This is a genomic window from Methylocystis sp. MJC1, from assembly GCF_026427715.1.
Classification (GTDB): Bacteria; Pseudomonadota; Alphaproteobacteria; order Rhizobiales; family Beijerinckiaceae; genus Methylocystis.
In genome coordinates this window covers 1398835-1418276 of record NZ_CP107558.1, presented here as the reverse complement: position 1 = coordinate 1418276, position 19442 = coordinate 1398835, and the positions used below count along the sequence as shown (strand labels likewise).

Sequence of the window (19442 nt, the reverse complement as noted above, 5' to 3'; positions counted from 1 at the left end):
AGTGCCGCAAGTGAACCAGTTCATCGCTTATCAGGGAGAGCCCGGCGCGAATTCCGACATCGTCTGCCGCGAGGCCTATCCCGACCTTACCCCCCTCCCCTGCGCCAGCTTCGAGGACGCTTTCGCGGCCGTGACCGAAGGCCGCGCTGCGCTCGGCATGATTCCGATCGAAAATTCGATCGCCGGCCGCGTCGCCGACATTCATCATTTCCTGCCGCATTCGGGCCTGCATATCGTCGGCGAATATTTTCTGCCGATCCATTTTCACCTGATGGCGCCGAAGGGCGCAACGCGCGAGGGATTGCGCGCCGTCTACAGCCATGTCCATGCGCTCGGCCAATGCCGCCGCGTGATTCGCGATCTCGGGCTCATAGCCCATACGGCGGGCGACACCGCCGGCGCCGCGCGCGAGGTGGCGGAATGGAACGATCCCACGAAGGCGGCGCTGGCGCCGCGCCTTGCGGCCGACATCTACGGTCTCGACGTGCTCGGCGAGAATGTCGAGGACGAGGCGCATAACACGACGCGCTTCGTCGTGCTGTCGAAGACGAGCCAATGGGCGCCCGTCAATGGCGGCGCGACGATGACGACTTTCATCTTCCGCGTCCGCAACGTGCCCGCCGCCCTCTACAAGGCGCTCGGCGGCTTCGCGACAAACGGCGTTAACATGACCAAGCTCGAAAGCTATATGGTCGGCGGCGAGTTCGCAGCGACGCAGTTTCTCGCAGACGTCGACGGCCATCCCGAGCAGCCGGCCCTCGCCCGCGCGCTGGAGGAACTGCGCTTCTTTTCGAAGGAAGTGGAGATACTCGGCGTTTATCCAGCGGCGGCGTTCCGCGTCACCAATATACGCGCCTTCGAGTATGGGGACTGACCAGGGGGAAGTACATGCCCGCCGCTTATGATCCGAATAATATCTTCGGCAAGATGCTGCGCGGCGAGATCCCCGCGCACAAGATCTATGAAGACGACGTCGCCCTCGCCTTCATGGACATCATGCCGCGCACCGAGGGCCATGCGCTGGTGATTCCCAAAGAGGGCGCGCGCACGCTCGTCGACGTGTCTCCGACCACGCTCGGGGAACTCATAAAGCGCGTGCAGCATGTCGCGAAGGCGCTGCAGGCGGCTTTCCAATGCGACGGCCTGACGCTGCATCAATTCAACGAGAGCGCCGGCGGGCAGGTGATTTACCACCTGCACTTCCATCTGCTGCCGCGCTGGGACGGCGTCTCCCTGCGCCCGCCGGGAACGATGGGGGATAACGACAAGCTCGCGGAACAGGCGGAAAAGATCAGGGCGGCGATGGCGCCTTTTGTGGGGTGAGGGGTCTGCCCTCATCCGACCCCTGCTGACGCAGGGGCCACCTTCTCCCGCAAGCGGGAGAAGGTGTGATCCAAAATCTCGGGGATTCTTCCTTCTCCCGTTTACGGGAGAAGGTGGCCCTCGCGTCAGCGAGGGTCGGATGAGGGCCTTACTCCTCAGCTACCTTCGCCGGCCGCAGCGTCACTGGCCGCAGCAGGAAGGACGGCACATGGTCGCCGAGGCCAATGACGGGCGGGCCGTCGTCCTCATGGTGGCGGCGCGGACGCCGGTCGCGGCGATCGTCCAGTTGCGGGCGTGGGCGCGTCGGTTCGGCGTCCGGACGCCGGGGCGCATGCGCCGGGCGGCCCATGGCCACCGGACCTTCGGCTTCGACCCGTTCGACCCGCTCCGGACGTTCGACCCGCGCTGGGCGCTCGGCCCGCTCCGCACGCTCACCGCGCTCGGCTCTGCGACCGCGCTCTCCGCCACGCTCGCGGCGTCCGCCGCGTTCGTTTCTCGCGCCGCGGCGATGCTCATGCCCGTGCGTCGTCTCCATGGGTGGCGGCAATTCGGCGAAGCCCGGCCCTTCCCACTCGATCGCCTTGCCGATCAGGCTCTGGATCTGATCGACATATTTGGCGTCGTCCTCGGTCACGATGGTCAGCGCCACGCCCGAGCGGCCGGCGCGGCCTGTGCGGCCGATGCGATGGACGTAATCCTCGCTATGCGTCGGCACGTCGAAATTGATGACGTGGCTGACGTCCGGAATATCGAGGCCGCGCGCGGCGACATCCGAGCAGACGAGCAGCGACACGTCGCCGTTCTTGAAGGCGTCCAGCGAGGCCATGCGGGCGAGCTGGTCCATGTCGCCATGCAGCGCGCCGACCGGGAAGCCGTGCTTTGCAAGCGAGCGATGCAGGATCGCCACGTCGCGCTTGCGGTTGCAAAAGACGATCGCGTTCTTGAGGTTTTCGGCGCCGCGGATCAGATTGCGCAGCGTCTCGCGCTTGTCGGCGTGGCCGTGCGATGCGACGAGCGCCTGGCGGATCGTCGAGGCCGTGGTGGAGGCGCGGGCGACCTCGATCCTGACCGGATTATGCAGGAAGGCCTCGGTGAGGCGGGTGATCTCCGGCGGCATGGTCGCCGAGAAGAAAAGCGTCTGGCGCGTGAAGGGAACGAGCTTGCAGACGCGCTCGATGTCGGGGATGAAGCCCATGTCGAGCATGCGGTCGGCTTCGTCGATGACGAGGATCTCGATGCCCGTCAGCAGCAGCTTGCCGCGGTCGAAGAAGTCGAGAAGGCGGCCCGGCGTGGCGATCAGCACGTCCGCGCCGCGCATGATCTTGGCTTCCTGGTCGCCGAAGGCGACGCCGCCGATGAGAAGCGCCACGTTCAGCTTGTGCTGGGCGCCGTATTTGTTGAAGCTTTCCTCGACCTGCGCCGCCAGCTCGCGGGTGGGCTCGAGAATCAGCGTCCGGGGCATTCTCGCCCGGGCGCGGCCCTGTTCGAGGCGGCTGAGCATCGGCAGGGTGAAGGCGGCTGTTTTGCCGGTGCCGGTCTGGGCGATGCCCAAAATGTCCCGGCCTTGAAGCGCCGGCGGTATGGCCTGCGCCTGGATGGGCGTCGGATTGGCGTAGCCTGCCGTTTGCACGGCCCCGAGAACCTTTTCCGAAAGGCCCAATTCGCTGAATGTCATCAATTATCCTGGTTACGGCTTACGAGAGCGGGAGGCCGCTGCGCGCCAGCCGATCGAAAAGCGCGCAAGATGTCCTGAGAGAGGGCGCCGTCATCGACGCGAGGACGGAAGAGCTCGCTTACCGTCGCCGCAAAGGAGCGGGGGTGAGAGCCTCAGCCGCATGCTTGGAGAACAAATGGGCAGATGTCAATGAAATTGCGAGCCCTAGGCCGAATTTTTTCGGGCGTGTGTCCCGAAGAACGGGTTCATTTCATGCAAATTGGGAAGAAAGCTATCTTTTTGGCTTAGCGTCGCCGCAGGGGGACGCCGGCGCGGGGCCGAGCAAGGGAATTGTCGCGGTCGTCACGCCGTCGACTCCCACGCTCCGCACGATCGAATAGACTTGCGTTTCCGGCCGCTCGAGATTGCGCGCCACCTGACGCATCGAGCGCTCATAGGCGAGCCTTGAAAAGTCGTCGCTATCGACCACCTTCGACATGAGCTTGGCTCCCACCACACTGCAAAAAAACGCTAGGGCGGCAAAAGCTGCAAAGTTCCGGACAGATCCGCTCAAGGCGAATGACCGGCGGATATTTTGGTCAGATCTGGACATGAGAGGCGCCTGATGAGGATCGCTCCTTTCTTTGGCGCGATATGGTAAAAATCCGGTTCACGGCGGCGATTGATCCGCCGGGCGGCTCCTTGCCTCTTGCCAAGGCCCCCATGAAGCAGAATGCTGTGTGCGCTGCGCCGCCGCCTTCGATTATGTGCGCGAGCGGCCGCGGCAAAGAAATTGCTCCATGCGCCCCTGAAAGACCATTTCATGGGACCTACATGGAAAGGACCGGGGACGAGACGGACGTGGCGGCGTTGACATCTATCCAAACCCAACAGGCGACTTCCCAGCCCGGCCAGGCCCCTTTTCAGGGCGGCAAGCCGCTGGGCATGCCCCTGCGGGCCGGCAAAGAGCCAAAGAAATCCGGCGACGGCGGTTCCGGCGCCGGCACGGCGCTGATCACGCGCACCCGCCAGCAGACGCGTCGCCCGAACATGTATCGGGTATTGTTGCTCAATGACGATTATACGACACAAGAGTTCGTCGTTATCGTTCTTCGTAAGTATTTTAACAAATCCGTCGAGGAAGCCACGCGCATCATGCTGCATGTCCACAACCATGGCGTCGGCGAATGCGGTGTGTACACATATGAAGTCGCCGAAACAAAGGTCACCCAAGTGATGGATTTCGCAAGGAAGCACCAGCATCCTTTGCAGTGCATCATGGAGAAAAAATAGAGAGGCTCGCAGCATATGCCGACGTTCTCGCGCAATCTGAAGCAGACCCTGGACCGCGCCCTCGCCTCCGCGCGCGAGCGTCATCACGAATACGCCACCCTCGAACATCTGCTGCTGAGCCTGATAGAGGACGCCGACGCCTCGGCCGTCCTGCGGGCCTGCTCCGTGGATCTCGAGCTGCTGGCCAAGAATTTGCGCGACTACATCGACCGAGAGCTCGACAATCTGGTCAACGAGGACGCCGACGAGTGCAAGCCGACCGCCGGCTTCCAGCGCGTGGTCCAGCGCGCGATCATCAGCGTGCAATCCTCCGGCCGCGAGGACGTGAGCGGCGCAAATGTACTCGTGGCGCTCTTCGCCGAGCGGGAGAGCCATGCCGTCTACTTCCTGCAGGAGCAGGATATGACGCGCTACGACGCCGTGAACTACATCAGCCATGGCATCGCCAAGCGGCCGGGCCTTTCGGACCAGACCCGCGCCCCGCGCGGCGTCGAGGAGGACAGCGAACGCGCGGAAGGGCGCGAGAGCCGCGACGGCGACAGCCGTAAGAAAGAGGGCGCGCTCGAGGCTTATTGCGTCAATCTGAACAAGAAGGCGCGCGACGGCCGCATCGACCCGCTGATCGGGCGCGAGGCCGAAGTCCTGCGCACTATTCAGGTCCTCTGCCGCCGTCACAAGAACAATCCGCTCCTCGTCGGAGACCCCGGCGTCGGCAAGACGGCGATCGCGGAAGGCCTGGCGCGCAAGATCATCCAAGGCGAGGTTCCAGATGTGCTGGGCAACGCCACGGTCTTCGCGCTGGATATGGGCGCCCTGCTCGCCGGCACGCGCTACCGCGGCGATTTCGAAGAGCGCCTGAAACAGGTCGTCAAAGAGATCGAGAACCACAAGGACGCGATCCTCTTCATCGACGAGATTCACACCGTCATCGGCGCCGGCGCCACCTCGGGCGGCGCCATGGACGCCTCGAATCTGTTGAAGCCCGCGCTCGCCCAGGGCGTGCTGCGCTGCATCGGCTCGACGACCTATAAGGAATACCGCCAGTATTTCGAAAAGGACCGCGCCCTCGTGCGGCGCTTCCAGAAGATCGACGTCAATGAACCGTCGATCCCGGACGCCATCGAAATCATCAAGGGTCTGAAGCCCTATTTCGAAGAGTTCCACAAGATCCGCTACACCAACGACGCTTTGAAGGCGGCGGTGGAGCTTTCCGCCCGTTACATTCATGACCGTAAGCTTCCCGACAAAGCCATCGACGTGATCGACGAGACCGGCGCGGCGCAGATGCTGCTCGCCGAGAACAAGCGCAAGAAGACGATCGGCCTGAAGGAGATCGAAGCGACGATCGCCACCATGGCCCGCATCCCGCCCAAGACGGTCTCGAAGGACGACGCCGAAGTGCTCGCCCATCTCGACGAGACGCTGCGGCGCGTGGTCTACGGCCAGGAGAAAGCGATCGGCGCCCTCACCTCGGCGATCAAGCTCGCGCGCGCCGGCTTGCGCGACCAAGAGAAGCCGATCGGTTGCTATCTCTTCTCCGGCCCCACGGGCGTCGGCAAGACGGAAGCCGCGCGCCAGCTCGCGACCTCGCTCGGCATCGAGCTGGTGCGCTTCGACATGTCCGAATATATGGAGCGCCACACGGTGAGCCGGCTCATCGGCGCGCCTCCCGGCTATGTCGGCTTCGACCAGGGCGGCCTGCTGACCGACGCGATCGACCAGCATCCGCATTGCGTGCTGCTGCTCGACGAGATCGAGAAGGCGCATCCCGATCTCTACAATATCCTCCTGCAGGTGATGGACCACGGGAAGCTCACCGACCACAACGGCAAGACGATCGACTTCCGCAACGTCGTTCTCATCATGACGACCAATGCGGGCGCCGCCGATCTCGCCCGCACGCCGATCGGCTTCACCCGCACCCGCGCCCATCTCGACGACAGCGAGGCGATCAACCGACTCTTCGCGCCGGAATTCCGCAACCGTCTCGATGCGATCGTGCCCTTCGGCCATCTGCCGGTGGACGTCATCAAGCGCGTCGTCGACAAGTTCATCATGCAGCTCGAGGCGCAGCTAGCCGACCGCAATGTCACCATCGAGCTCACCGACGAGGCGCGCAGCTGGCTCGTTGAGCACGGCTATGACGAAGCGATGGGCGCGCGGCCGATGTCCCGCGTCATCCATCAGTCGATCAAGACGCCGCTGGCCGACGAGGTGCTGTTCGGCCGCCTCAAGAATGGCGGCGCGGTGCGCGTCGTGGTCGTCGGCGACGACAAGGGCGAGAAGACGCTTGGCTTCGTCTTCCCCGAAGGCCCCGTGCTGCCGCGTCCGGAGCGCGACATCATCGAGGCCGGCAAGAAGCGCGCGAGCGCGGACGAGGCAGAGGCGACGGCCGGAGACTCCGGTTCGTCGGAACCCGATCCGAAGCCGGCCTCCGTGCGCAACTGACTGTCATTCCCGACGCTTCGCGAGAGCGAAGCGATCGGGAATCCAGCGCAACGCGCACCGCTTTGACCCCGGATTCCCGATCGGGCCTATGGCCCATCGGGACTGACGGCAGCTTTCAAACAGGAAGAATTCCCGCAGCGGCGCCCGATCCTCGGGCGCCGCTAACTTATTCTTAAGCAAGAAGCAAAATAGTCACCTGGGGCAAAAACGGGCGACTCTGCTTGGCGGCGCGATAAAGCAGAGGGAAAAGGACATCCCTGGTGCAGCATTCCGCAGGAAATTCGGAAGCGCCGCTACGCATTGTACATGTGTTTCGGGCCCCAGTGGGCGGCTTGTTTCGTCATGTGCTGGACGTGACGAAAGGCCAGATCGCGCGTGGTCATGCGGTCGGCCTGATCGCCGACGCCACCACCGGCGGCGAGACGGCGGAGAAACGATTCGCCGATCTGCGTCCCCATCTTTCTCTTGGGCTTATGCGCTTGCCGATTCATCGGCTGCCGCATCCATCCGACCTCCCGGCAGCCTTTGCCATCAATAGGCGCATCGCGGCGTTAAGGCCTGATGTCGTCCATGGTCATGGCTCGAAAGGGGGCGTTTATGCGCGCGCGACCGGCCTTTTCTCGGGGAGAGAGAGCCCCGTCCGCATCTATACGCCGCACGGCGGAAGCCTCAATTACGAGCCAGGTTCTCTCAGTCATCGCATCTTCATGGCGATGGAAGCGCTGCTGGCTACGCGCACCGACGCGCTCCTGTTCGAGAGCGCCTTCATCGCCTCGCGCTTCGAAGAATTTGTCGGCAATCCGAAGGGCCTCGCGCGCATCATTCCCAACGGCGTTTCGGGGGAAGAATTTGCGCCCGTGCAGCCGCAGGCGGACGCCGCCGATCTGCTTTATGTCGGCGAGCTGCGCGACGCCAAAGGGATCGACACGCTGATCGACGCGATGATCTTGCTGAGTCGCCGAGGCCTGACCCCGCGCCTTCTTCTGATCGGCGGCGGACCAAATCGGGTTGTTCTCCAGGAGCAGGCGCAACGAGCCGGCCTGGCGGACAGGATTGTCTTCGGGAACCCCCGGCCCGCGCGCGAGGCTTTCTCCTTGGGGCGCGCGATGGTCGTGCCGAGCCGCTTCGAATCCTTGCCCTATATCGTGCTGGAAGCGGCGGCGGCGGGCGTTCCGCTGGTTGCGACAAATGTGGGGGGCGTGCCGGAAATCTTCGGCCCCTACGCGGATCGCCTCATTCGCCCCGACAACCCGGAAATCCTCGCGGACGCTCTCGCGCGTCTGCTCTCCCAATCGCCGGAGACGCTTCGTGAAGAGGCGCGGGCGCTCTCGGCTTATGTCGCCTCGCGCTTTTCCGTCTCGCGCATGGTGGACGATGTGCTGCAAGGCTATCGCGACGCCATTGCGGCGCGAGCAGCTGGTCACTGAAGGCCGCAACGGATGACGCACGCCAGCGACGCCGCGCATAAAACGGGCTTAGTCATCAACTATCAGCGTCTCGTCGACGTCGCGGTCTTTGTTTTCGTGGCCTGCGGCGCGATCGCCATCATCGAACCCTCGCCCTACGACTTCGCGTCGCTGATCGCCATGCCGCTTTGGTTCCTTGGCGGCTTTTCCATCAACCGCAGCTTTCTCGTCTTCGCCTTTTTGATCGTCGTCTATACGATCATGGGCTTTCTGGCGCTCATTCCCTTTTGGGACAGCGCCGACTCGTCGCTCTATCAATATCAGTCGGCTTATCTCGTTCTGACCGGCCTGTTCTTTGCGCTCTTCATGGGCAATGAAACGAACCGTCGCGTGGACCTCTGTCTCAATGGCTATATCGCTGGCTCGTTGGTTGCGTCGATAGCAGGCATTCTCGGCTATTCTGGCATTCCCGGCCTCGGCGAGGGCGTCTTTCTCCATGCGGGCCGCGCCTCGGGCACGTTCAAGGACCCCAACGTTCTCGGCTCCTTTCTCGTGCTGCCGATCATCTGCCTGGCGCATCGGCTGATTGTCGGACGAACCCGCAGCGTCATACTGACCGGCGCGATGCTCCTTGCCGTCTTCCTGGGCATGTTTCTTTCTTTTTCGCGCGGCTCCTATGGGGCGACGCTCGTCGCTTTCGTCCTGATGCTCGCCTCCGTTTTCGTCACCTCGACAAACAGGAAGATGAAGCGCCGGATCGCCATGGCTGCATTCGGCGCGGTGGCGATGATCGGCGTCGTCATCGCCGTGGTACTCTCAGTTCCCGAGACGCGGGAATTCTTCTCTCAGCGCACCGCCGCCACGCAGGATTATGACGAAGGCTCGACCGGCCGTTTCGGCAATCAGCTCCGCTCGATCCCGATGCTGCTTGATCGCTTCATGGGATTCGGTCCGCTGCGCTTTCGCCTCGTCTTCGACCTCGAGCCGCATAATTCCTATGTCGGCGCCTTCGCCAACAATGGCTGGCTCGGCGGCCTCCTCTTCATCCTGCTTATCGGCGCGACGGTCTTCATCGGCTTGCGGCTGATGTTCACGCCCTCGCCCGCGCAGAGCCAGGCGCAGGGGGTCGTACCTGCGGCGATCGGACTGTTCCTGCAAGGCTTCCAGATCGATGTCGACCACTGGCGCTTCGTCTTCTTCATGCTTGGCGCCGTCTGGGGCCTCGAAGCGCTGCGGCAGAGATGGATCTTTCAGGGCGAATCGCCCCCTACTCCACCTTCGCGCCTCGCCGCGCCGGCTTCTTCTCACTGACGAGCGGGCGCCGCGACATCACTTCCGCCAGATAGCGGCCCGTGTGGCTGCGCTTTTCCTTGATGATGTCGGCAGGCGCCCCAACCGCGACGAGCTCGCCGCCGCCGTCGCCGCCCTCCGGCCCCATGTCGATGATCCAGTCAGCAGTCTTGATCACTTCGAGATTGTGCTCGATCACGACAACCGTATTGCCCTGCTCCACAAGCTCGTGCAGCACTTCGAGCAATTTCGCCACATCGTGGAAATGCAGGCCCGTCGTCGGCTCGTCGAGAATATAGAGCGTCCGGCCTGTTGAGCGGCGCGACAACTCCTTCGACAGCTTGACGCGCTGCGCCTCGCCGCCCGAGAGCGTCGTCGCCTGCTGCCCGACGTGAACATAGTCGAGGCCGACGCGCTTCAAGGTCTCCATCTTGTCGCGGATCGAGGGGACGGCTTTGAACAGCGTCGCCGCTTCTTCGACCGTCATGTCGAGCACATCGGCGATCGACTTTTCGCGATACTTCACTTCCAGCGTTTCGCGGTCGTAGCGCTTGCCCTTGCACACGTCGCAAGTGACGTAGACATCCGGCAGGAAGTGCATCTCGATCTTGATGACGCCGTCGCCCTGGCAGGCCTCGCACCGCCCACCCTTCACATTGAAGGAGAAGCGCCCCGGCGCATAGCCGCGCGCCTTCGCCTCCGGCAGGCCTGCGAACCATTCGCGGATCGGCGTGAAGGCGCCGGTATAGGTCGCAGGATTGGAGCGCGGCGTGCGGCCGATGGGCGATTGGTCGATGTCGATGATCTTGTCGATATGCTCCAGCCCCTCGAGGCTGTCGAAAGGCGCCGGAACCTCATGGGCGTTGTTGAGACGCCGCGCGATGGCCTTGTAAAGCGTCTCGATCACGAGCGTGGATTTGCCGCCGCCGGAGACGCCCGTCACAGCCGTAAAGAGCCCGAGCGGAATTTGGGCGTCGACGTTCTTGAGATTATTGCCGCGCGCGCCGGAGAGCTTGAGCCAACGCCCCGGCGTGGGCTTTCTCAGCTTGTGGGCGAGGCGCACCTGCTTCTCGCCGGTGAGATATTGGCCTGTCAGCGAGACAGGATTGTCCATGATCTCCTGCGGCGTGCCCTGCGCCACGATCCGCCCGCCATGAATGCCCGCGCCGGGCCCGACGTCCACCACATAATCAGCGGCGAGAATGGCGTCCTCGTCATGCTCCACGACGATGACGCTGTTGCCGAGATTGCGCAGCCGGCGCAGCGTATCGAGTAGGCGGTCGTTGTCGCGCTGATGCAGGCCGATCGAAGGCTCGTCGAGAACGTAAAGCACGCCTGTCAGGCCGGAGCCGATCTGCGAGGCAAGACGAATGCGCTGGCTCTCGCCGCCCGACAGCGTGCCGGAGTTGCGCGAGAGCGTCAGATAATCGAGGCCCACGTCCACAAGGAAGGTCAGCCGCTCGCGAATTTCCTTCAATATGCGGAAGGCGATCTCGTTTTTCTTCTTGTCGAGTTCGCCTGGGAGCTTGGTGAACCACTCCAGCGCCATGCGCACCGAGAGTTCCGACACCTCGCCGATATGCTTGCCGGCGATCTTCACCGCGAGCGCTTCCGGCTTCAGGCGGAAGCCTTCGCAAGCAAGGCACGGCGTCGCCGACATAAAACGCCCGATCTCCTCGCGCGCCCATTCGCTATCGGTTTCGAGAAAACGCCGCTCCAGATTGATGACGACGCCTTCGAAAGGCTTCTTCACATCATAAGCGCGGAAGCCGTCTTCGTAGGAGAATTTGATCTCCTCCTTGCCGGAACCAAAGAGGATGACGTTCTTCGCCTTCTCGGACAGGTCCTCCCAAGCCGTATCGAGACGGAATTTGTAGTGCTTCCCCAGCGCTTCGAGCGTCTGCATGTAATAGGGCGAGGATGACTTCGCCCAGGGCGCGACGGCGCCCTTGCGCAGGGTCAGCTTCGGATTGGGCACGACCAGATCGGCGTCGACTTTCTGCTCGCAGCCGATGCCGCCGCAAGTCGGACAGGCGCCAAACGGATTATTGAAGGAGAATAGCCGCGGCTCGATCTCGGGGATGGTGAAGCCCGACACTGGGCAAGCAAATTTCGACGAGAAGACGATATGGCCCGGCGCATAATGCGTCGAGACATTTGCCGCCGCCTGCGCGAGCTCCGCGCCCGCTTTATTGTCGGCGAATTCGATCACCGCCAGCCCGCCGGCTAGATCCAGCGCCGTTTCGAAACTATCGGCAAGGCGCGCCGACATATCCTTGCGCACGACGATGCGGTCGACGACCACGTCGATATCGTGCTTCAACTTCTTGTCGAGCGGCGGCGCGTCGGCGATGTCGTAATAGGCGCCGTCGATCTTCAAGCGCTGAAAGCCGCGCCGGGTAAATTCCGCGATCTCTTTTTTGTATTCGCCCTTGCGGCCGCGCACGACCGGCGCGAGCAGATAGAGCCGCGAGCCCTCCGGCAAAGCGAGCACCCGGTCGACCATCTGCGAGACCGTCTGGCTCTCGATCGGCAGGCCGGTCGCTGGCGAGTAAGGCACGCCCACGCGCGCCCACAGCAGGCGCATATAGTCGTGGATTTCCGTCACCGTGCCCACAGTCGAACGCGGATTTTTGGAGGTCGTCTTCTGCTCGATGGAAATGGCCGGCGAAAGCCCGTCGATCTGATCGACGTCGGGCTTCTGCATCATCTCCAGAAACTGGCGGGCGTAGGCCGAGAGCGACTCGACATAGCGCCGCTGCCCCTCGGCATAGATGGTGTCAAAGGCGAGCGACGACTTGCCGGAGCCCGACAGCCCCGTGAACACGACGAATTTGTCGCGCGGGATCGTCAGGTCGACGTTTTTGAGATTGTGCTCGCGGGCGCCTCGGATGGAGATGGTCTTTTCATCGGCCGCGCGTCTGGCGGCGTCGAAGGTCTTCTCTAGCGTCTGCGCGGATTTTTTGCTGGTGCTCGCCATTTGCCGAAGGCTGGTAAAAACGCGGGAAACGTCAATCTAAGCGCTGCCGGGAACAAACGCCACTTATTGCGTTGCGGAAAATCACGGGCGAGGCACTGGGCCCCCGAAAGGGGTCAATGGATGCGCAGCGTCCAGCTGTATTTGGCCGGGCGGTCGTTTGCGTCGCGGGACATCATGGAAGCGCCATAGGACAATTTGAGCGTGTACGTCCCTGTTTCCGGCAGGGTATAGGGGCCCAATTCGAGTTCGTCCGTGCCGTCCCCGCTGGGAAAGACCAAAATTTTACGCGCGATTGGATCGCCCTGCAGGGTTGCAGCCTGACCGGCGCGGGCTTCGAACCTCGCCGCACAGCCCGGCTTCGCGTTTGACAACACGCAGGAGAACGAAATCGCGTCCGAGCCCCGCTTCATCTTCAAAATAAGCGGGCATTTTTCGCTGCCGGGCTGGCAGCCAGCGCCCTCCCCAGCTCCGTGAGCCACGCCTGCGAAGAAAATGCCCGCGCCCAACGCCAATATCAGCTCGATATGTTTCATTTCGAACTCGCGCGTCAAAAATAGCGTTCATAACTTATGCTTCGTCGGTCAGGCTCGCCCAGCCAAACCTTCCCCTAGAGGGCTACCGCATGCACACCACGTCATGGCCGGGCTTGTCCCGGCCACCCACGCGCGCAAACAACAGCGACCGCTGGGCGTACGTCGTCGTGCAATGAATCAGCTTGAGGAACGGGACTTAGGAGCATCGCGAAGCCCTGCCTGAACTTTGTCATTCGAGAGCACGTCCAGCTGGGCCGTGCCCCTCGGTGTGGGTGGCCGCAAGCCCGGCCATAACGGCCCCCCGAAATCTGTGACTCCCCAAGCTTTGGAGAGGACAGTGAGAGACCTCAGGCGTCGTCGCCGCCGGAACCCGAAGAGTCGCCCCAGGAGCCGAAAGACGCTGACTCTCCTGACGATCCTCCGGAGCCCCCGCCCCAGCTACGGCCCACGCCCACCTCGGCATGCGCCGGCGCGCGCGAGAGGATTTGCCCGGCGAGCCGCGAAACCGGCATGGATTGCAGCCAGATATGGCCCGGCCCGATCAGCCGCGCAAAAAAGAAGCCCTCGCCGCCGAAGATCATGGATTTGATCCCGCCGACGGGCACGACGTCGAAGCTCACAGTCGCAGTCTGCGCGACCAGGCAGCCGGCGTCGACGTGAATCTCCTCCCCCGGCGCGAGTTCGCGCTCGACCACCATGCCGCCGGCGTGGACAAAGACCCAGTCCTGCCCAGCGAGGCGCTGCATGATGAAGCCCTCGCCGCCGAAGAGCCCGGTCATGATCTTCTTCTGGAAGGCCACGTCGATCTTCACGCCCTGCGCGGCGGCGAGGAAGGTCTCGCGTTGGCAGAATAATTCGCCGCCATAACGGTCGAGCCGCAGCGCGAGGATCTTGCCCGGATAGGGCGCCGAGAAGGCAACGCGCGCGGGGCCGCCGCTGATATTGGCGAAGCGCGTCATGAACAAGGTGGCGCCCGAAAGCACCCGCTTGGCGCCGCCGAGGAGCTTGCCGAAAAAGCCGGTGTTCTGCTCGCTGCCGTCGCCGAAGATGGTCTCCATGGAGACCGCGGCATCCTTGAACATCATCTGGCCGGCTTCGGCGATCATCGCCTCGCCGGGGCGCAGCTCGGCTTCGAGGAACTGCAGCTCATGGCCCTTGATCTCGAAGGCGAGGCCCTCGCCCGCCTGCGGCGCCGGCGCGGCGGCGCTCCATTGCGTCAGACCGCCGCCCCCGAGAAAGGAGCCGCCGCCCTGGATGCCCTGCCCGAGAAATGAGGTCTCATTATCGCCCGTGCTCATGCGCCCCTCCCCTTGGAATCCGGCTGAATCTTAGCGACGCCCCGGCCCGCGAACAATCTTCCGGGCGATGGACGGGACAGGATTTTGCCGCCATAAGCGCGGCCAATAGAGGCTGCGCCAGAGACCGGCATGAAAAAACCCCTCCACCACCTGCTCTACGTCCAGGTCCTCGTGGCGATCGCGCTCGGGGCGCTGTTCGGCTGGCTCGCGCCGGAGATCGCTGCCGCAGACTGGGTGAAGGCGCTCGGCGACGGTTTCGTGAAGCTCATTAAAATGGCGATCGCGCCGATTATCTTCTGCACGGTGGTCTCGGGCGTCTCGCACATCGAAGACGCCAAGAAAGTCGGCCGCGTCGGCGTCAAGGCGCTCCTCTATTTCGAGATCGTCTCGACTTTCGCGCTGGCGATCGGGCTTCTGGTCGGCAATCTGCTGCAGCCCGGCGCGGATTTCGCCAGCAAGCCGGACGCGGCGGCGGTCGCCAAATATGCCAAAGCCGCCGCGAAACACAACGGCGTCGATTTTCTTCTCGACATCATTCCAGAGAGCGCTCTCGGCGCCTTCGCCAAGGGCGATATTCTGCAGGTGCTGCTTTTCTCCCTGCTCTTCGGCTTTGCGCTGCTGTCGCTCGGCGAGAGAGGGAGACCCATGCGCCATTGGGTCGACGACGCCGGCCACGCCATGTTCGCGCTCATCGGCATCGTGATGAAGGCCGCGCCAATCGGCGCCTTCGGCGCCATGGCCTATACGGTCGGAAAATACGGCTCGGCGGCGCTTCTGTCGCTTGGCGGCCTGATTGGCGCCTTCTACCTCACCTCGGCGCTTTTCATCGCCATCGTGCTCGGCGTCATCGCGGCGGCGGTCGGCTTCAATATCTTCCGTTTCCTGGCCTATCTGAAGAACGAGCTGTTGATCGTGCTGGGCACCTCTTCCTCCGAAAGCGCCCTGCCCGCCTTGATGGAGAAGCTCCAGCGCCTCGGCTGCTCCCAATCCGTCGTCGGCCTCGTCGTGCCCACCGGCTACAGCTTCAATCTCGACGGCACGAATATCTATATGACGCTGACCACCCTATTCATCGCTCGCGCCATGGGCGCCGAGCTGGATTTCACCCATCAGGCGACGATCCTTGTCGTCGCCATGCTGACCTCCAAGGGCGCGAGCGGGGTCTCCGGCGCGGGCTTCGTGACGCTGTTAGCGACGCTCACCGCCGTCGATCCGTCGCTGGCGCCGGGCATGTCCTTCGTGCTGGGGATCGACAAATTCATGAGCGAATGCCGCGCGCTGACCAATTTCATCGGCAATGGCGTGGCGACGATCGTGGTCTCGGCATGGGAGGGCGAGCTCGACCGGGAGAAGCTGAAACAGGAGCTGGCGTCGCCGTCCGCCTGAAGTGGAGCGCCCCCATCCGACCCCTGCTGACGCAGGGGCCACCTTCTCCCGTAAACGGGAGAAGGGAGAGCCGTCCAAGTTTCGGATCACAAATCTTTCAACGCGTCTCCTTCTCCCGCACGCGGGAGAAGGTGGCCCTCGCGTCAGCGAGGGTCGGATGAGGGCGAACCAAGTCAATGACGCTTGCGCCGACGCTTACCGGATGCTAGAACAAAAAAAGAACATAAGCCTTGCGACGTCCAACATCTGTGGACAAATGATTCCCGCGCGCGAGATAGGCAAACCGTTGCACTAGAGTGCTCCGCAGAAAGCAAGTGGAGAGAGACATGGCGGGTAGCGTGAACAAGGTCATTCTGGTCGGCAATCTGGGCCGCGATCCGGAAGTGCGGACCTTCCCGTCAGGCGACCGCGTCGTTTCCTTCTCGCTCGCCACCACCGAGTCCTGGCGGGACAAGAGCACGGGCGAGCGCAAGGACCGCACCGAGTGGCACAATATCCAGATCTTCAACGAGGCTCTGGGCAAGATCGCCGAGCAATATTGCCGCAAGGGCGCCAAGATCTATCTCGAGGGCCAGCTCCAGACCCGCGAATATACGGACAAGGACGGCAATCAGCGTCGCGTGACCGAAGTCGTCGTGCCGCGTTTCCGGGGCGAGATGACGCTGCTCGACAGCAAGGGCGGCGGCCGCGGCGAGGGCGATTACGAAGGCGGCGGCTATGGCCAGAGCGGCGGCGGCTCCTTCGGCCGCTCCTCCCCCATGGAGCGCGCGCCAGCCGAGCGCCGCCCGGCCCCGCCCGCGGGCGGCGGCCGCCTCTCCGACCAGCTCGACGACGACATTCCGTTCTGAGCCACGCCGAGCGACCCGCCGTGGGAGGCGCGGTATTGCCTCGCGCCTTCCTTTGATATAGCAGGGCTTATGCGCGGCACGCGGCGCCGCGCCGCCCTCGAGAGCCGGACATGAGCCAGAAGCCGATCAATTACCTGCACCTTTCCACGCTGGTCGCCGTCGCGATCCTCGTCGGGACGGAGCTTGTCGGCGCGTCCTGGGCGGCCGGCTGGGCGCTCGGCGGTCTGTTCCAGCTCGATCCGATGATCAGCCATGGCCTGGAGATCGTCTTCGCCGCATTTGGCCTCATCGGCCTCTATTTCTTCATGAAGACCGCGATCCGCAACGAGCCGATCCGCGGCTGAAAGCGCCAAAACCCTCGTTGAAGCGTCAAGCGTTCCGCCCAGAGAGCGCCGCATTGCGACGCCATAGGCTCCTTGGTTTTCGTCGATAGGGAACTTGAGATGATCGAGAAGCAGGACCGCCGTTCCTTCCTCAAAGTCGCGGCCGCGACGGGCGCGCTCGGCGCCGTCGGCGCCCGGCCGGCCGAAGCCGCGGCGTCGCGCATCTCCAACGTCAAGCTCGGCGAGCCAGCGCCCTTCTCCTACGATGCCCTGAAACAGGAAGCGCAGCGGCTCGTCAGGGAGACCTACCGCAAGCCCAATATCCCCGCCCCGGAAATCACCTCGCAGATCGACTACGAGAAATGGGGTCATATCACCTACAACACCGATCACGCGCTCTTCGCCGACACGAAGGAGCGGTTTCCGATCGAGTTTTTCCATCTCGGCATGTTCTTCAAAAAGGCCGTGCATATCCACGTCGTCGAAAACGGCGCGGCGCGTGAGATCCTTTACGACACGAGCTATTTCAACATGCCCGAGGATTCCGTTGCGCGGCAGCTGCCGCCGGGGGCGGGCTTCGCGGGGTTCCGCATCCAGGAATCGAAGGAAGGCTCGCTCGACTGGAAGAAGAACGACTGGGTCGCTTTTCTCGGGGCCTCCTATTTCCGCGCCATCGGCGAATTGCGCCAATATGGCCTGTCGGCGCGCGGCGTCGCGCTCGATACCTGGCAGGCGGGCGCCAGCGAGGAATTCCCCGATTTCACGCATATCTATGTCGGCCCGGAGACTGAGGACGGCGTGGTGCTCCACGCCCTGCTCGAAGGCCCGTCGATCGTCGGCGCCTATAAGTTCCTCATGACGCGCGGCAAGGGCGTCGTGATGGACATCGACTGCGCGCTTTATCTGCGCGGCAAATTCACCCGTTTCGGCATTGCCCCGCTCACCTCCATGTATTGGTTCTCCGAGACCGTGAAGCCGACCGCCGTGGATTGGCGTCCAGAGGTGCACGACTCGGACGGCCTCAGCATGTGGACCGGGAGCGGCGAGCGCCTGTGGCGGCCGCTCAACAACCCGCCGCGCGTCATCGCCTCGGCCTTCGGCGACAATAATCCGAAGGGCTTCGGCCTGATGCAGCGCGACCGCAGTTACGACCACTACCAGGACAATGTCTTCTACGACCGTCGTCCGAGCGTCTGGGTCGAGCCGAAGGGCGATTGGGGCGAGGGCGCCGTCCAGCTCATCGAGATCCCGACCGACGACGAAATTCACGACAATATCGTCGCCATCTGGGTTCCCGAAAAGCCCGCGGTTCCCGGCGCGGCTTTTGAATTCTCCTATCGCCTACATTGGCTCGCCGACGAGCCCTACCCCAGCGGTCTTGCGCGCTGCGTCGCGACGCGGCTCGGCAATGGCGGCCAGCCGGGCAAGCCCCGGCCCAAGGGCGTGCGTAAATTCATGGTAGAGTTTCTGGGCGAGCCGCTTGCCAAGCTCCCCTTCGGCGTGAAGCCCGAGCCGATCCTCTGGGCCTCGCGCGGGAGCTTCTCCTACATCTATACGGAAGCGGTTTTTGACGGCGTGCCCGGCCATTGGCGCGCCCAATTCGACCTCACCGTCGACGGGACCGACCCGGTGGAGATGCGCCTCTACCTGAAGAACGGCGATACAGTGATTTCGGAGAATTGGTTGTACCAATATCACCCGTTCTGACGGGGCTGAGGGGGCTAAATGACCACGCTGGGGGAGCTCGGAAAGAAATACAACGAATGGCGACGCAAGACTTTGCCGCAATCGATTGATGACGCGGATTGGCGTCACGAGGAAATTCGAGCACGCCTCATCGAGATAAAAGATCTGCTGGTCCCTCATTTCCCGCAAAGTTCGACGAGCTGGACGCAGGCGCTGCAAGATGAATTACGCGCGACGCTACGCCTGCTCGAGCCTCAAAAGGCCATCGGCGTCGCCAAGGCGCGCGTCGGCTCGGCCGGCGATGGCGGCTATGTTCAGCTCGACGATCTTGCCGGCGTGATCCACGCTTTTTCCTTCGGCGTTTGCGACGATGACGCCTGGGATCTTGCGATGGCGCAGGCTGGCGTTCCTGTCGAGCAATTCGACCACTCGGTCGAGAACGCGCCTTCATCGCACCCGCTCCTGCGCTTCCACCGCAAGATGATTACGGCCCAGCCGGGCCCGGACAGCGAGTCGCTTGCGGCGCTCGTCTCGGAATTTTCCAAGAGCGACGCGCCCGACCTTTTCTTAAAAATGGACATCGAAGGATGGGAATGGGAGGTCTTCGACGCTACTCCGGACCATCTTCTCGCAAAGCACGCGCAGATCGTCTGCGAATTTCACGACCTCTCGCAGCTTGCCTCGCCGCATTTCTATTTCCGCGCCAAGCGCGTCTTAGAAAAGCTCCACCGGCTTTTTGCCGTGACGCATGTGCACGCAAATAATTGCGTGCCCTATAGTCTCATCGCGAATATTCCGCTCCCAGACGTTCTGGAAATCTCGTTCGCCAGCAGAGCGCGCTATCGCTTCGAGCCGAGCCAGGAAACCTTTCCGACGCCGCTGGACGCGCCCTGCTCGCCGAAACAACCAGATTACATTCTCGGGGCTTTCCGCTTCTGATACGAGAGCCGCTTGATTGGTTCAGTGTCATTCCG

16 protein-coding genes are annotated in these 19442 nt (G+C 63.2%); 11 read left to right on the top strand and 5 right to left on the bottom strand.

Annotated features, from left to right (window positions below):
• Positions 1-10 precede the first annotated feature (10 nt).
• Both OGR47_RS06765 and OGR47_RS06760 read left to right on the top strand, forming a co-directional pair.
• Complete coding sequence (locus tag OGR47_RS06765; RefSeq protein ID WP_165048429.1) at positions 11-874, top strand: prephenate dehydratase; 864 nt, start codon at positions 11-13, stop codon at positions 872-874.
• A gap of 14 nt (positions 875-888) precedes the next feature.
• Positions 889-1323 (top strand): HIT family protein, encoded by a 435-nt coding sequence (locus tag OGR47_RS06760; RefSeq protein WP_165048128.1) that lies wholly within the window; start codon positions 889-891, stop codon positions 1321-1323.
• A gap of 148 nt (positions 1324-1471) precedes the next feature.
• On the opposite strand, the gene OGR47_RS06755 is transcribed toward OGR47_RS06760, so the two are convergent.
• Together OGR47_RS06755 and OGR47_RS06750 are read right to left on the bottom strand one after the other, a co-directional pair.
• A complete protein-coding gene (locus tag OGR47_RS06755) occupies positions 1472-2998 on the bottom strand; it encodes a DEAD/DEAH box helicase (RefSeq protein WP_165048126.1) in 1527 nt (508 codons plus the stop codon).
• 271 nt (positions 2999-3269) lie between these two features.
• Positions 3270-3476, bottom strand: a complete 207-nt coding sequence (locus tag OGR47_RS06750; protein ID WP_165048123.1) for a hypothetical protein — start codon at positions 3474-3476, stop codon at positions 3270-3272.
• A 446-nt stretch (positions 3477-3922) separates the two neighbouring features.
• Here OGR47_RS06750 and clpS point away from each other — a divergent pair, with 446 nt between their 5' ends.
• From clpS to OGR47_RS06730, 4 genes are all read left to right on the top strand, one after another.
• Complete coding sequence (gene clpS, locus OGR47_RS06745; protein ID WP_165048427.1) at positions 3923-4270, top strand: ATP-dependent Clp protease adapter ClpS; 348 nt, start codon at positions 3923-3925, stop codon at positions 4268-4270.
• A 15-nt stretch (positions 4271-4285) separates the two neighbouring features.
• A complete protein-coding gene (gene clpA, locus OGR47_RS06740) occupies positions 4286-6718 on the top strand; it encodes an ATP-dependent Clp protease ATP-binding subunit ClpA (RefSeq protein WP_165048121.1) in 2433 nt (810 codons plus the stop codon).
• A 260-nt stretch (positions 6719-6978) separates the two neighbouring features.
• Complete coding sequence (locus tag OGR47_RS06735) at positions 6979-8145, top strand: glycosyltransferase family 4 protein (protein WP_165048118.1); 1167 nt, start codon at positions 6979-6981, stop codon at positions 8143-8145.
• Between the two features lie 12 nt (positions 8146-8157).
• Positions 8158-9435, top strand: coding sequence for an O-antigen ligase family protein (locus tag OGR47_RS06730; RefSeq protein WP_165048115.1), 1278 nt, complete (start codon positions 8158-8160; stop codon positions 9433-9435).
• On the opposite strand, the gene uvrA is transcribed toward OGR47_RS06730, so the two are convergent.
• The 3 genes from uvrA to OGR47_RS06715 form a co-directional block, all read right to left on the bottom strand.
• Positions 9392-12394, bottom strand: a complete 3003-nt coding sequence (gene uvrA, locus OGR47_RS06725) for an excinuclease ABC subunit UvrA (protein ID WP_246729524.1) — start codon at positions 12392-12394, stop codon at positions 9392-9394. The genes OGR47_RS06730 and uvrA overlap by 44 nt on opposite strands.
• 113 nt (positions 12395-12507) lie before the next feature.
• Positions 12508-12927 (bottom strand): hypothetical protein, encoded by a 420-nt coding sequence (locus tag OGR47_RS06720; RefSeq protein WP_165048112.1) that lies wholly within the window; start codon positions 12925-12927, stop codon positions 12508-12510.
• A 347-nt stretch (positions 12928-13274) separates the two neighbouring features.
• Positions 13275-14225, bottom strand: coding sequence for an AIM24 family protein (locus OGR47_RS06715; RefSeq protein WP_165048110.1), 951 nt, complete (start codon positions 14223-14225; stop codon positions 13275-13277).
• A gap of 129 nt (positions 14226-14354) precedes the next feature.
• Between OGR47_RS06715 and dctA the strand changes: the two genes are divergently transcribed.
• From dctA to OGR47_RS06690, 5 genes are all read left to right on the top strand, one after another.
• Positions 14355-15611, top strand: a complete 1257-nt coding sequence (gene dctA, locus OGR47_RS06710; RefSeq protein WP_165048107.1) for a C4-dicarboxylate transporter DctA — start codon at positions 14355-14357, stop codon at positions 15609-15611.
• A gap of 326 nt (positions 15612-15937) precedes the next feature.
• The gene (gene ssb / locus OGR47_RS06705) at positions 15938-16459 is read left to right on the top strand and encodes a single-stranded DNA-binding protein (RefSeq protein ID WP_165048105.1); all 522 of its coding nucleotides are present in this window, start codon (positions 15938-15940) and stop codon (positions 16457-16459) included.
• Positions 16460-16569: 110 nt separating this feature from the next.
• On the top strand, positions 16570-16803 hold the full coding sequence (locus OGR47_RS06700; RefSeq protein WP_165048102.1) for a hypothetical protein: 234 nt from the start codon (positions 16570-16572) through the stop codon (positions 16801-16803).
• Positions 16804-16902: 99 nt separating this feature from the next.
• Complete coding sequence (locus tag OGR47_RS06695; protein ID WP_165048100.1) at positions 16903-18489, top strand: glucan biosynthesis protein; 1587 nt, start codon at positions 16903-16905, stop codon at positions 18487-18489.
• A gap of 18 nt (positions 18490-18507) precedes the next feature.
• Positions 18508-19407, top strand: coding sequence for an FkbM family methyltransferase (locus tag OGR47_RS06690; RefSeq protein WP_165048097.1), 900 nt, complete (start codon positions 18508-18510; stop codon positions 19405-19407).
• The last annotated feature ends 35 nt before the right edge of the window (positions 19408-19442 follow it).

Excerpts from the sequence above, each read along its gene's own strand:
- OGR47_RS06760 (WP_165048128.1), top strand. The coding sequence starts at position 889 with ATGCCCGCCGCTTATGATCCGAATAATATCTTCGGCAAGATGCTGCGC.
- OGR47_RS06755 (WP_165048126.1), bottom strand. The coding sequence starts at position 2,998 with ATGACATTCAGCGAATTGGGCCTTTCGGAAAAGGTTCTCGGGGCCGTG.
- OGR47_RS06750 (WP_165048123.1), bottom strand. The coding sequence starts at position 3,476 with ATGTCGAAGGTGGTCGATAGCGACGACTTTTCAAGGCTCGCCTATGAG.
- clpS (WP_165048427.1), top strand. The coding sequence starts at position 3,923 with ATGCCCCTGCGGGCCGGCAAAGAGCCAAAGAAATCCGGCGACGGCGGT.
- clpA (WP_165048121.1), top strand. The coding sequence starts at position 4,286 with ATGCCGACGTTCTCGCGCAATCTGAAGCAGACCCTGGACCGCGCCCTC.
- OGR47_RS06730 (WP_165048115.1), top strand. The coding sequence starts at position 8,158 with ATGACGCACGCCAGCGACGCCGCGCATAAAACGGGCTTAGTCATCAAC.
- uvrA (WP_246729524.1), bottom strand. The coding sequence starts at position 12,394 with ATGGCGAGCACCAGCAAAAAATCCGCGCAGACGCTAGAGAAGACCTTC.
- OGR47_RS06720 (WP_165048112.1), bottom strand. The coding sequence starts at position 12,927 with ATGAAACATATCGAGCTGATATTGGCGTTGGGCGCGGGCATTTTCTTC.
- OGR47_RS06715 (WP_165048110.1), bottom strand. The coding sequence starts at position 14,225 with ATGAGCACGGGCGATAATGAGACCTCATTTCTCGGGCAGGGCATCCAG.
- dctA (WP_165048107.1), top strand. The coding sequence starts at position 14,355 with ATGAAAAAACCCCTCCACCACCTGCTCTACGTCCAGGTCCTCGTGGCG.
- ssb (WP_165048105.1), top strand. The coding sequence starts at position 15,938 with ATGGCGGGTAGCGTGAACAAGGTCATTCTGGTCGGCAATCTGGGCCGC.
- OGR47_RS06700 (WP_165048102.1), top strand. The coding sequence starts at position 16,570 with ATGAGCCAGAAGCCGATCAATTACCTGCACCTTTCCACGCTGGTCGCC.
- OGR47_RS06695 (WP_165048100.1), top strand. The coding sequence starts at position 16,903 with ATGATCGAGAAGCAGGACCGCCGTTCCTTCCTCAAAGTCGCGGCCGCG.
- OGR47_RS06690 (WP_165048097.1), top strand. The coding sequence starts at position 18,508 with ATGACCACGCTGGGGGAGCTCGGAAAGAAATACAACGAATGGCGACGC.